Below are 12,822 nucleotides of genomic sequence, written 5' to 3'. Positions count from 1 at the left end.
TTTTTATCCTCATGGGTGCCACTACTGCGTGGCATCAGCTGGCGGCAAGATTAGCTTTGCGCAGTACGAGGTGCAACCGGGTGCAACCCATTTTCTTCATGAAATCCACGCTGCTCGTCAGAAATCATTTTTACTCGACGGAATCGGCTGGGTATTGGTGCATTTGCTTCTGGATTTGGCTGTTCTTGCTCCGAAAAGGAGCAAAAAACCGCCGTTTGCCGAAAATCATCCCTGGGTGCAACTTATTCTCGCGAAACTGGTTGCACCTTATTTGCTTTGTTGAATAGCATTCGCGCCCAAGGTGCAACCAACTGCTAGGTTCGGTTCATCGGCTGATGGCTTTCCTGGGGAAACGTCAGTCATAAATGCGCGGCATGCAGTTTCGTCTACAAGCTACTCTCTTGTAGGTGGGCTGACAGACCGCCGCTACATAAAAACAAAGCCAGGGCGTAACTCAATGAGCGTAAGTAATCCAACCCTGATCACATTTGTGATCTACATCGCGGCAATGGTGTTGATTGGTCTGATGGCCTATCGCTCCACCAATAACCTTTCCGATTACATCCTCGGTGGTCGCAGCCTCGGCAGCGTCGTCACCGCACTCTCGGCTGGCGCCTCGGATATGAGCGGCTGGTTGTTGATGGGCCTGCCAGGCGCCATCTACATGTCGGGCCTGTCGGAAAGCTGGATCGCCATCGGCCTGATCGTCGGTGCTTACCTGAACTGGCTGTTTGTGGCCGGTCGCCTGCGCGTGCAGACCGAACACAACGGCGACGCCCTGACCCTGCCGGACTACTTCTCCAGCCGCTTTGAAGACAAAAGCGGCCTGCTGCGGATCATCTCTGCGGTGGTGATCCTGGTGTTCTTCACCATCTACTGCGCTTCCGGCATCGTGGCCGGTGCCCGTCTGTTTGAAAGCACCTTCGGCATGTCCTACGAGACCGCGCTGTGGGCCGGTGCTGCAGCGACGATTGCCTACACCTTCATCGGTGGTTTCCTGGCAGTAAGCTGGACAGATACCGTACAAGCCACCCTGATGATCTTCGCGTTGATCCTGACGCCCATCATCGTGCTGCTGGCTACCGGCGGTGTCGATACCACCTTCCTGGCCATTGAAGCGAAGGATCCAACCAACTTCGACATGCTGAAAAACACCACCTTCATCGGCATCATCTCGCTGATGGGCTGGGGCCTGGGCTACTTCGGCCAGCCGCACATCCTCGCGCGCTTCATGGCGGCGGATTCGGTCAAGTCGATTGCCAAGGCGCGTCGCATCTCCATGACCTGGATGATCCTGTGCCTGGCCGGCACCGTGGCTGTAGGTTTCTTCGGTATTGCCTACTTCTCGGCACACCCTGAAGTCGCCGGTCCCGTGACCGAAAACCCAGAGCGTGTGTTCATCGAACTGGCCAAGCTGTTGTTCAACCCTTGGATTGCTGGCGTGCTGCTGTCGGCCATTCTGGCTGCCGTGATGAGCACCCTGAGCTGCCAGTTGCTGGTGTGCTCCAGCGCCCTGACCGAAGACTTCTACAAGGCTTTCCTGCGCAAGGGCGCTTCCCAGCTTGAATTGGTATGGGTCGGTCGCATCATGGTGCTGGTGGTTGCGCTGATCGCTATCGCGATGGCCGCCAACCCGGAAAACCGCGTACTGGGCCTGGTGAGCTACGCCTGGGCCGGCTTCGGTGCCGCGTTCGGTCCTGTGGTCCTGATCTCGGTCCTGTGGAAAGGCATGACCCGTAACGGCGCACTGGCCGGTATCCTGGTCGGCGCGATCACCGTGATCGTGTGGAAGCACTTCGAGCTGCTGGGGCTGTACGAAATCATCCCAGGCTTCCTGTTCGCCAGCCTGGCGATCTACTTCGTGAGCAAGATGGGCGCCCCGACTGCCGGTATGGTTGAGCGCTTCGCCGCTGCCGAGAAAGACTACAACCTCAACAAATGAGGCGTTCATGCAGGCCCTGATGGCCCGCTGAACTGAAAAAAAGGCCCGCATCCCTGGATGGCGGGCCTTTTTTTTGGGTGTGACGGTGGCGGTTGTCTTGTAGGGAATTACTGAATTGCCTGCAGCCCGCGCAGCTCGGCAAATGGCTGGTGCAGAATCCCAGGCCCTCCACTTGCAGAGAAACACCGGATGTTCGCTCCTGCCAATCAAAGTGCGTTTAGCCTGACCGTCGACGGCCAGCCCAGTGACCTCAAGGTCCTGGCATTCAAGGGCGAGGAGGCAATCAGCCAGCCCTATTGTTTTGATGTTGAACTGGTCAGCGAACAGCCGGACCTGGATCTGGAAAACCTATTGCACCGCCAAGCCTTTCTGGCCTTCGATGCGCTGGGCCACGGCATTCACGGGCAAATCCAGAGCGTTGCGCAAGGTGACTCGGGGCGGCGCCTGACCCGCTATCAATTGAGCCTGGTGCCGCAACTGGCTTACCTGCAACACAGTGCCCAGCAACGTATTTTCCAGCACAAAACGGTGCCGCAGATCGTCAGCCTGGTGCTTGAAGGGCAGGGCATCCAGCGCGATGCCTTTGAATGGCGCCTGGGCACGACCTATCCCGAACGTGAGTACTGCGTGCAGTTCGATGAAAGCGATCTGGCGTTTATCCAGCGGCTGTGTGCCGAACTGGGGATTCACTATCACTTTCAGCATTCGCCGGACGGGCATCTGCTGGTGTTCGGCGATGACCAGACGGTGTTCGCCCAGGCAGACCAGCCGACAGGCTATGCGCCGGGCTCGGGGATGGTTGCGGCGATGCCCGTGATCAAGCGTTTCAGTGTGCGTCTGGAGGCTCGGACCACCGGGGTCAACCTGCGCGACTATGACTTTCGCAAGCCGCGCCTGACGCTGGAAAGCACTGCCCTTGGCGAGCAACTGCCGGCGCTCGAGGTCCAGGGCTATCCCGGGCATTTCACTGACCGTGGCCATGGCAAGCACCTGGCGCAGCGGGCGTTGGAGCGTTACCGCAGCGACCAGCGGCAGGCCCGGGGTGAGGGCGATCAGGCGGCGTTGGTCAGCGGGCAGTTCCTCACGCTGGCCGACCATCCGCGTCAGGAATGGAATGGCCTGTGGCTGGTGACGCGGGTGATCCACCAGGGCCGGCAACCGCAAGTGCTGGAGGAATCCGTGGGCGCGGTGGATGAGCAGGGGTACCGCAACGAGTTTTTCGCTACGCCCTGGGATGTGCTGTTTCGCCCGCCGCTGCCTGAGGCCAGGGCACCGATTGCCGGTTATCAGAACGCCGTGGTCACTGGGCCCGTGGACAGCGAAATCCATTGCGACGAGTTTGGCCGGGTCAAGGTCCAACTGGCTTGGGATCGCCACGGCCAATCCGGCGAACATTCCAGCTGCTGGCTGCGGGTCGCCAGCGCCTGGGCCCATGAGCACTACGGCAGCGTGGTGATTCCGCGGGTGGGCATGGAAGTGCTGGTGGGCTTCGTCAACGGTGATATCGACATGCCGCTGGTGGTGGGTTGCCTGGCCAACGGCGCGACGCCGGTGCCCCTCGACCTGCCGGCGGACAAGACCCGCAGCATCTTCCGCAGCCAGAGCAGCCCGGGGGGTGGCGGCTATAACGAGCTGCGCATCGAAGACCGCAAGGGCGCCGAGCAGATCTATCTGCGTGCCCAGCGTGACTGGACCCAGCACGTGCTCCACGATTTGCGCCTGCAGGTGGATCACCAGCGCCATGTGCAGGTAGGAGGCGAGTCGCACCACGAGTTGCACGGCCAAGAGCAGCGGATTACCCACGGCGACCGGCTGACGGAAGTGAAGCAGGACGATCATCTGGTGATCGCGGGGCAGCAGCAGGTGCAGGTGGCGCGCTATTCGTTGCAGGCGGGCCAGCAGATCAGCCTTGGCGCGGGCCAGCAAATGGTGGTCGATGGTGGTGCCAGCCTGACGCTGCAGGCCGGTGGGCAATGGCTGACCCTGTCGGCCGGGGGGATTTTCAGCAGTACGCCGATCCAGTTGGGCGGCGCACCGTCGGTGGCAGCAGCGCCATCACCTTTACGCCCGGGTATTCAGGAAACCCTGCTGGCGGCGTTGGCCGCGCCGTTGAGTGCCGCACAAGTGTTCAGTTTCAAGCGCAGTGCGCCATTCTGCGAGGAGTGTGAGCGCTGCAAGCAGGGCGTCTGTGACACCCCTCGGCATCGAGTCGGAGGCCTGCAATGATGACTCCGCGCGAATGGCTGGCCCAGGAGCCGCTGCAGGACGGCGAGCAGGTGTTTGTCATCCTGGCCAGCACCAGTGATTGCCAGCCGGTGGCGGCCTGGCGCCAGGCGGATGGCGGGCCGCTGAGCCCGGTGTGGGCCGGCAGCGAGTACGGCGCCTGGGTTGAGGTGATGCCCTATGTGGCGTTGGTCAGCGACAACAGTGGGTTTCTCGACTGGGCGGCGCAATGTACTGCTACCGATTGGGGCTGGCTAGCCGTGTCCTCCAGCCCGCTCGTCACGGTGGTCGAACATCTCGCGAGCCTGACCAAGGTGCGTTTGCCCGAGGGGCAAGAGGTGTTCTTTCGTTTCTGGGATGGCGGCTATCTGCTGCCGATCCTGCAAACGCTGGGGCCTGGAGCGGCGCAAGTCATTCCAGTGTTTCGCCGCTACTGGCTCAATGGGCAGCCTCAGCAAGTGCCGGCCAGGGTGGCGGGGGCGGCGAGAAAAAGCCCCTGGTGGGACGTGCCGGCCACCCTGCTCAAGCAGCTTGGCGAGCAGTCCAGCGTGACCCTGGTAGACAACCTGCTGCAATGGCTGGCCCAAGAGCACCCTGACCTGCACGACGCCTTCGCACCCGCGATCTTGAAGCACAAGGTCGCGTATTTTGTGCGCCAGCCCTACGCCGGAAACCAGGCATTGGTTGCCTACCTGGCCGGCGAGCGGGGTTGAATCAGGCGTTCAAGGATTGCTGCAAGTCATCGAGCAGGTCTTCAATCGCCTCGATGCCCACCGACAGGCGGATCATCTCCGGACGCACACCGGCCTTGGCTTGCTCTTGTGCGTTCATCTGCCGGTGCGTGGTGGATGCCGGATGGCAGGCCAGGGATTTGGCATCGCCGATATTCACCAGGCGTTTGAAGATTTGCAGCGCATCGTAGAAGCGCACCCCGGCTTCATAGCCGCCTTTGAGGCCAAAGGACAGGATCGCCGAGGGCTTGCCCTGCATGTATTTTTGCGCCAGATGATGGTGGGGGTGATCTGGCAGGCCGGCGTAGCTGACCCATTCCACCTGTTCGTGGGCCTGCAAGAACTGCGCGACTTTCAGCGCGTTTTCGGTGTGTCGCTCCATGCGCAGGGCCAGGGTTTCCAGACCTTGCAGCAACAGGAAGGCGTTCATCGGCGCCAAGGCCGCGCCAGTATTGCGCAGTGGCACGGTGCGGGCCCGGGCGATAAAGGCCGCTGGGCCGAACTTTTCGGTGTAGACCACGCCGTGGTAGGCCGGCTCCGGCTCATTGAGGCCGGGGAATTTTTGCGGGTAGTCGGTCCAGGGGAAGGTGCCGCTGTCGACAATCACCCCGCCCAGGGAGTTGCCGTGGCCGCCGACATATTTGGTCAGGGAATGCACGACGATATCCGCGCCAAACTGGATCGGCTTGCACAGGATCGGCGTGGCGACGGTGTTATCCACCATCAGCGGTACGCCCCGGGCGTGGGCGGCGTCGGCCAGGGCTTGCAGGTCGACGATATTGCCGGCCGGGTTGCCGATACTCTCGCAGTACACCAGCTTGGTGTTTTCGTCGATCAGTTCGGCGATGGCTTGGGCCGAGTCGTCGCGGGCAAAGCGCACGTCAACGCCGAAGCTGGGCAGCAGGTGGGCGAACAGGGTGTAAGTGCCGCCGTACAGCTGTGGGGTGGAGACGATATTGTCGCCGGCGCGGGTCAGGGCCTGGATGGCATAGTGGATCGCCGCGCTGCCTGCCGACACGGCCAGGGCCGCGATTCCGCCTTCCAGCGCGGCCATGCGCTGTTCCAGCACGTCATTGGTGGGGTTCATGATCCGCGTGTAGATATTGCCGGGCACGTCGAGGTTGAACAGGTCGGCGCCGTGCTGGGCGTTATCGAACTCGAAAGCGACGTTCTGGTAGATCGGTACGGCGACGGCCTTGGTGGTGGGGTCCGATTTGAAGCCGTGGTGCAGGGCGAGGGTGGCGTCTTTCATGATGCTGTTTGACCTCCTTGGATTGCATGGGCAGCCCGGACAATGGGGGAGCTGGCTTGCCGGCGATGGCATCGCCGATACGGGTAATACCCCGTAGCCTGCATCGCGGGCAAGCCCGCTCCCACATAACCTACTAGAACGTTTTCGGTGCGTGCCCTACGTTTGTGGCATAAGCACCGCCTGGCATGCGGCCCTGCACCTTTGCCTGCGTAAAAGGTAAACTTCGCCCCCTGCGCAGGAGCAACCATGAATTATCGTCACGCCTTTCACGCCGGCAACCACGCCGATGTCTTCAAACACCTGACCTTGACCCGCCTCATCGCCCTGATGTCGCGCAAGGAGCAGCCGTTTGCCTATCTCGACACCCACGCCGGGATCGGTCTGTACGACCTGCAAGGCGACCAGGCCAATCGCACCGGTGAATACCTGGAAGGCATCGCCCGCCTTTGGGGCGAGGAGGACCTGCCAGCGCTGACTGCGGACTACATGCGGGTGCTGCACGAGATGAACCCGGACGGCCAATTGCGCTATTACCCAGGTTCGCCGGAACTGGCACGGCGCCTGACCCGGCCACAGGACCGCGTGTTGCTCAACGAAAAACACCCGGAAGACGGCGTGCTGCTCAAAGACAACATGAAGGGCGACCGCCGCGTGAAGGTCCATCTGGGCGAGGGCTGGCATGTGCCACGGGCCTTGCTGCCGGTGCCGGAAAAGCGTGCCTTGATGCTGATCGACCCGCCGTTCGAGAAGCTCGATGAGATGCAGCGCTGCGCCGCCTCCCTCAAGGAAGCCGTGGGCCGCATGCGCCAGACGGTCGCCGCAATCTGGTACCCAGTGAAAGACCAGCGCATGCTGCGCCGCTTCTATCAGGACCTGGCCGGCACCGGCGCGCCAAAGCTGCTGCGCGTGGAATTGCTGGTGCATCCGCTGGACACCCCCAACACCCTGACCGGCTCGGGCCTGGCGATCGCCAACCCGCCGTGGGGGCTGGAAGAGGAGTTGCGTGAGTTGCTGCCGTGGCTGTCGAAGAAGCTGGGGCAGACCCAGGGTGGGTGGCAGATGGATTGGCTGATCGCCGAGTAACGGCATCAAGTCGGTCACAGAACAAATGTGGGAGCGGGCTTGCTCGCGAAAGCGGTGTATCAGTCGCCATATTCTCTGACTGACACACCGCATTCGCGAGCAAGCCCGCTCCCACATTTTTAGATCGGGCAGGTCACGCCAGTCCCGCCGATCCCGCAGTAACCCTGGGGATTCTTCGCCAGGTACTGCTGGTGATAGGCCTCGGCGAAGTACACCGTCGGTGCCTGGTCGATTTCAGTGGTGATTTTACCCAGGCCGGTCTTGGTCAGCTCTTGCTGGTAAGCCTGTGCACTGGCATTGGCAGCGGCCAGTTGCTCAGGGGTGGTGGCGTAGATCACCGAGCGATACTGGCTGCCGATATCATTGCCTTGGCGCATGCCCTGGGTCGGGTTATGCAGTTCCCAGAACATCTTCAACAGTTCTTCGTACTTGATTTTGGCCTGGTCATACACCACCAGCACCACTTCGCTATGGCCGGTCAGGCCCGAGCAGACTTCTTCATAGGTCGGGTTTGGCGTGAAGCCGCCGGCGTAGCCGACCACCGTGCTGACCACGCCGTCGCGCTGCCAGAACTTGCGTTCGGCACCCCAGAAACAGCCCAGGCCAAAGATCGCAAAACCCACATCGTCCATGAACGGGCCCAGCAGCGGGTTACCGTTGACGAAGTGTGTCTCGGGCAGGTTCATTGGGGTTTCACGACCAGGCAGGGCTTGTTCGGCAGTAGGCAGCACGTTTTTATTCACCAGGATTTCCGAGCGCAAGACCATGATCAGTCCTCTCGTCAGGTTGAGTTAACAGTTCAGACCACCAGTGTGCCCGAGTGTTACAGCGCTGTCAGGCGATTGGCCCGCGCGGATAGCGTTTGAGCTTGTCCAGCAACTCGGAGCCGGGGATTGGCCGGTCGAACAGGTAGCCCTGGCCGACGTCGCACCGGTGGCGGCGCAGGAACGCCAGTTGCTCGGCGGTCTCAATGCCTTCGGCGACCACCTTGAGCTTGAGGTTGTGCGCCATGGCGATCACCGCCGAGGTGATTTCCATGTCGTCCTGGTTGTCCGGGATTTCATGGATAAAGCTGCGGTCGATCTTGATGATATCGATGGGGAATTTCTTCAGGTAACTCAGGGATGAGTAACCGGTGCCGAAATCATCCATGGCCAGGGTCAGGCCGAAGCTCTTCAATTGGTCCAGTTGCAGACGCGTATCTTCGGTAGCTTCTAGCAGCAGGCCCTCGGTCAGCTCCAGCTCCAGCAGGTTGGCCGGCAGTTGTTCTTCCTTGAGGATGCTGGCGATGGAAGCCACCAGGTCCGGGTCGGAAAACTGCTTGGGCGACAGGTTGATCGCTACCTGCAGGTTGCCCATGCCGGCGGCGCTCAACTGCTTGCTCATGCGGCAGGCCTGGCGTGCGATCCATTTGCCGATGGGGATGATCAGGCCGGTCTCTTCGGCGACGCTGATGAACTGGTCGGGGCGGATCATGCCCTTTTCCGGGTGGTTCCAGCGCAGCAGCGCTTCCATGCCCAGCAGGCGCCCGCTGCGCAGGCACAGTTTGGGCTGGTAGAACACGTCCAGCTCGTTCTGGGTCAGGGCGCGGCGCAGGTTGTTTTCGACGAACAGTTTGTAACTGGCCTCGGCATTCAGGGCTTCGGTAAACACCTGCACCTGGTGCTTGCCGTTGGCCTTGGCCTTGTGCAGCGCCAGGCCGGCGTTGCGCATCAGGGTCTGCGGGTCGCGGCCATGCAGCGGCGCGCAGGCCAGGCCTACAGAGCCGGTGACACTGATCAACTGGTTGTCGACGAACATCGGCTTGTCGAGGGTCATTAACAACTGGCAGGCCATTTGTTGGCCGGCTTCAAGGTCGGCGTTGTCCAGCAGTACCGCAAATTCGTTACTGGCAAAGCGCGCCAGGCTGCCGCCGGCATTGAGGCTGTTGCGCAGGCGCCGGGCCAGGCTGATCAGCAGCTTGTCGCCGGTCTGGTGGCCGAGGCTGTCATTGATCCGCTTGAAGTTGTCGATGTCCACCAGCAGCAGGCTGATGGGCGCGTCGCTGTCCCGCGCGAAGCGCTCATCGAGGTTGCGGATAAACGCCGGACGGTTGCCCAGGTTGGTCAGGTTGTCGGTGTAGGCCAGGCGCTCGATACGCTGCTGGGCGAGCTTGGTCTGGGTAATGTCTTCGTAGATGCCGATGTAGTGGGTCAGTTCGCGGTTGTCGCCATAGACCTTGGAAATCGACAGCTGGCCCCAGTACGGTTCGAGGTTTTTACGCCGGCTCTTGAATTCGCCCTGCCAACTATTGCTCTTGGCCAGGCTGGAGGGCGCGTCGAACAACAGTTCGCTGAGGTTTTCCAGGGCCGGCAGTTGCGCCAGGCGATGGCCGTGGACTTCTTCGGTGCTGTATTGGGTGATCGCGGTGAAGCTGGGGTTGACGTACTCCACCACGCCGTCGCAATTGACCAGCAGGAAGGCATTGGCACTTTGCTCCACCGCGCGCTGGAACAGGTGCAGGGCGCTGGTGGCGGTGCGACGGTTGTGGTTGTTGATGACCTGGGCGAACTGATCGGCCAACTCGCCGGCAAAGGCGATCTCATCGGACAGCCAATCCCGAGTGCCAGTGCTTTGCTCCAGGCACAGCACGCCCACCACCTGACCATCGACACGGATACTGGCGTCGAGCATCGCATGGATGTCCATGGGCCGCAGGCTTTCGACCATTTCCCGGGTGCGCGGGTCGCGCATCGCATTGCTGGCATCGATGGCACGGCTGCTGTGCAGGGCTTCGAGGTAGTCCGGGAAGCCGCTGGCATCGATCGGCGCCGGCATATGGTGCTGTTGGTCGGCGCGATGAAACGCAGAGATCGGCACCAGTTGCTGGCCTTCGAGGTTCCAGATGCTGGCGCAGTCGATCTGGTAGATATCACAGGCGCTGCGGGTGATCAGTTCGGCGGCTTCTTGCAGGGAATTGGTGGTGCTGTAGCGCTGGCGGGCCAGCAGCAGGATCAGTTCCTGCTGGGCGCGCACCCGTTCCAGGTGTTGCAACTGCTCCTGTTGCGCGCGCTGGTTGAGCTCCAGGGCGATCTGCAGACGGCTGTTCTGGTCTTCCAGATCGGCGGCGGGCACTGGTGCCAAGTCGCTGAGCAAACCGCCCACCACCATCAGGTAGCCGCGCAACAGGTGGCGATTGTGTTGCTTATAGGCCTCGCCCACCTCCAGCAGGCTCAGCGGGCCGTCGTTGGTGTGCAGGGTGTAGCGCACCTGGTAATGGGGGCTGGCGGTCAGTTGCTGCTGGATTGCATCGTGCAACTGGTAGCGTGCCTGGGGTTCCATCAGGCTGGCGTAGGGCGAGCCGATCAGCGAGCACAGCTCTACCGCGGGCAAGCCGAATTGGCGTTCACAATTGGGGTCGAGGTACAGCAGCGCCCAGCTAGCCTCATTAAGCCGTTCGAAACGCAGCATACCGAGGCGCGAAGGCACCGGTAATTGCGTCACTACCTCGGTCGCCGTTCGGGCGACATCGGGTTGGCTTTTCATGGGGAAACTCGCTTGGAAAAATGCGCATCGCGCCGGGCTATCGCCCTCGTTACTGCTGTCTGCGGCAAGGTTGCATCATGCAGAGCGGACTGACAAGAGAGGATGAAGGCTAAGTGCTATATGTGGGTTATCGGCCGCAAAGCGGTTTTCTACAGTCGCAATGATGGACGGTTATCCTGCATGCCTTTTGTAGGAGCGAGCTTGCTCGCGAAAATCGTTAACGATAACGCGCCTGACCTGAATGAGTGTGGCGTCCTCGAGTTTTTCGCGAGCAAGCTCGCTCCTACAGAAGGGGCACGGGCAATTCAAACAGGCAAAAAAAAGCCCCGCCAAATTGGCGGGGTTGAGGTACGAGCGTGGCGCTCGGAAATCGTTGCAGCCAGCCTCCCCGTTGAAGGGGGAGGCCGCTGCGGCTTACAGCAGGATGGTGCGGATATCGTTCAGCAACTGGCTCAGGCGCTGGGTGAAGCGTGCAGCGGCCGCGCCATTGATCACACGGTGATCGTAGGACAGCGACAACGGCAGCATCAGCTTCGGCTGGAAGGCCTTACCGTCCCACACAGGCTGGATGGTGGCCTTGGAAACACCGAGGATCGCCACTTCCGGCGCGTTGACGATTGGCGTGAAGCCAGTGCCGCCAATGTGCCCGAGGCTGGAGATGGTGAAGCAGGCGCCTTGCATGTCGTCCGGAGTCAGCTTCTTGTCGCGGGCCTTGGCCGCCAGTGCAGCCGCTTCGCCAGCAAGTTGCAGCAGGCTCTTCTGGTCGACATTCTTGATGACCGGTACCAGCAGGCCATCCGGGGTGTCGACCGCAAAGCCGATGTGCACGTACTTCTTGCGGATGATCGCTTTGCCGCTTGGTGCCAGCGAACTGTTGAAGTCCGGCAGTTCCTTGAGCAGGTGCGCGCAGGCCTTGAGCAGCAGTGGCAGTACGGTCAGTTTCACGCCGGCCTTTTCGGCCACGGCTTTCTGCGCAACGCGGAAAGCTTCCAGGTCGGTGATGTCGGCCTGGTCGAACTGAGTCACGTGCGGAATGTTCAGCCAGCTGGCGTGCAGACCGGCTGCGCCGATTTGCATCAGGCGCGTCATCGGCACTTCTTCGATTTCGCCGAAGCGGCTGAAGTCTACGGTGCGGATCGGCGGAATGCCCGAACCACCGGTAGCAGCGCCGGCAGCCGGAGCTTCCTTGGCTTTTTGCATCATGGATTTGACGTAGACCTGCACGTCTTCCTTGAGCACGCGACCGTGTGGGCCGGTTGGGCTGACAGCGCTCAGCTCGACACCGAATTCACGGGCCAGTTGACGCACGGCAGGGCCGGCGTGAGCCTTGGCACCACTTGGCGCAGGGGCAGCAGCCGGGGCCGGGGCAGCTTCGGCTTTTGCCGCAGGAGCCGGAGCGGCGGCAGGTGCAGCTTCAGCCTTGGCGGCAGGAGCAGCAGCGGCTGGCGCTGGGGCCGCAGCCGGGGCAGCGCCACCCGCGACTTTCAGCTTGAGGATGAAGTCGCCAGTGCCGACTTCGTCTTCCAGCTTGACCGCGATGCTTTCCACTACGCCGGCAGCCGGCGATGGGATTTCCATGGAGGCCTTGTCGGACTCCAGGGTGATCAGCGACTGGTCGGCTTCGACGGTGTCGCCGACTTTGACCAGCAGTTCGATGATCTTGGCTTTGCCCGACGAGCCGATGTCCGGGACGTGAATGTCCTGGACAGTCGCTGCCGCCGGTGCAGCAGCCGGGGCCGCTGGGGCCTCGGCAGCAGCAGCTGGCTTTTCAGCCGGCGCAGGGGCAGCAGCGCCAGCAGGCGCCGCCGCCGGTGCCGCGTCAGCGGCACCTTCGATTTCCAGTTCCAGCAGTTCGTCGCCTTCTTTCAGGCGGTCGCCCAGCTTCACTTTCAGGCTCTTGACCACGCCGGCCTTGGGAGCAGGGATTTCCATGCTCGCCTTGTCCGATTCCAGGGTCAGGATGCTCTGGTCGGCTTCGACTTTGTCGCCGACCTTCACAAACAGTTCAATTACTTCACCTTCACCGCTGCCGATGTCAGGTACGCGAATGAGCTCGCTCACAGATA

General features: G+C 61.7%; 9 protein-coding genes. 5 read left to right on the top strand and 4 right to left on the bottom strand.

The features are described 5' to 3' along the window. The first annotated feature begins 28 nt into the window (after positions 1-28). The 4 genes from HBO09_RS03525 (at position 29) to HBO09_RS03510 (ending at position 4,878) form a co-directional block, all read left to right on the top strand. Positions 29-283 (top strand): hypothetical protein, encoded by a 255-nt coding sequence (locus HBO09_RS03525; RefSeq protein WP_169991618.1) that lies wholly within the window; start codon positions 29-31, stop codon positions 281-283. 174 nt (positions 284-457) lie between these two features. After that, positions 458-1,942, top strand: a complete 1,485-nt coding sequence (putP, locus tag HBO09_RS03520) for a sodium/proline symporter PutP (RefSeq protein WP_169992125.1) — start codon at positions 458-460, stop codon at positions 1,940-1,942. 189 nt (positions 1,943-2,131) lie between these two features. Beyond that, positions 2,132-4,168, top strand: a complete 2,037-nt coding sequence (locus tag HBO09_RS03515) for a type VI secretion system tip protein VgrG (RefSeq protein ID WP_169992127.1) — start codon at positions 2,132-2,134, stop codon at positions 4,166-4,168. Next, on the top strand, positions 4,165-4,878 hold the full coding sequence (locus HBO09_RS03510; RefSeq protein ID WP_169992129.1) for a DUF4123 domain-containing protein: 714 nt from the start codon (positions 4,165-4,167) through the stop codon (positions 4,876-4,878). Before HBO09_RS03515 ends, HBO09_RS03510 begins: the two co-directional genes overlap by 4 nt. Before the next feature lies 1 nt (position 4,879). Here the strand turns inward: HBO09_RS03510 and HBO09_RS03505 are convergent, their stop codons facing one another. Beyond that, positions 4,880-6,148, bottom strand: a complete 1,269-nt coding sequence (locus HBO09_RS03505; protein WP_169992131.1) for an aminotransferase class V-fold PLP-dependent enzyme — start codon at positions 6,146-6,148, stop codon at positions 4,880-4,882. 246 nt (positions 6,149-6,394) lie between these two features. Between HBO09_RS03505 and rlmJ the strand changes: the two genes are divergently transcribed. Beyond that, positions 6,395-7,231 carry a 23S rRNA (adenine(2030)-N(6))-methyltransferase RlmJ gene (rlmJ, locus tag HBO09_RS03500; RefSeq protein ID WP_169992133.1) on the top strand — a complete coding sequence of 279 codons (837 nt, stop codon included), beginning with the start codon at positions 6,395-6,397 and terminating at the stop codon, positions 7,229-7,231. Between the two features lie 119 nt (positions 7,232-7,350). Here rlmJ and msrA read toward each other — a convergent pair whose 3' ends face one another. The 3 genes from msrA to aceF all read right to left on the bottom strand — a co-directional run bounded on the left by msrA (position 7,351) and on the right by aceF (position 12,817). Further along, positions 7,351-7,998: a peptide-methionine (S)-S-oxide reductase MsrA gene (gene msrA / locus HBO09_RS03495; RefSeq protein WP_169992135.1), complete on the bottom strand. Its 648-nt coding sequence runs from the start codon at positions 7,996-7,998 to the stop codon at positions 7,351-7,353. A 67-nt stretch (positions 7,999-8,065) separates the two neighbouring features. Continuing rightward, the gene (locus tag HBO09_RS03490; protein ID WP_169992137.1) at positions 8,066-10,756 is read right to left on the bottom strand and encodes a GGDEF and EAL domain-containing protein; all 2,691 of its coding nucleotides are present in this window, start codon (positions 10,754-10,756) and stop codon (positions 8,066-8,068) included. A gap of 414 nt (positions 10,757-11,170) precedes the next feature. Then, the gene (gene aceF / locus HBO09_RS03485) at positions 11,171-12,817 is read right to left on the bottom strand and encodes a dihydrolipoyllysine-residue acetyltransferase (RefSeq protein ID WP_169992139.1); all 1,647 of its coding nucleotides are present in this window, start codon (positions 12,815-12,817) and stop codon (positions 11,171-11,173) included. Positions 12,818-12,822: the final 5 nt, after the last annotated feature.

This window comes from Pseudomonas sp. WS 5027 (genome assembly GCF_012985695.1).
In the GTDB taxonomy this organism is placed as follows: domain Bacteria; phylum Pseudomonadota; class Gammaproteobacteria; order Pseudomonadales; family Pseudomonadaceae; genus Aquipseudomonas; species Aquipseudomonas hygromyciniae.
The sequence above is the reverse complement of the archived record's forward strand: the minus strand, read 5'-3'. Positions and strand labels throughout refer to the sequence as shown.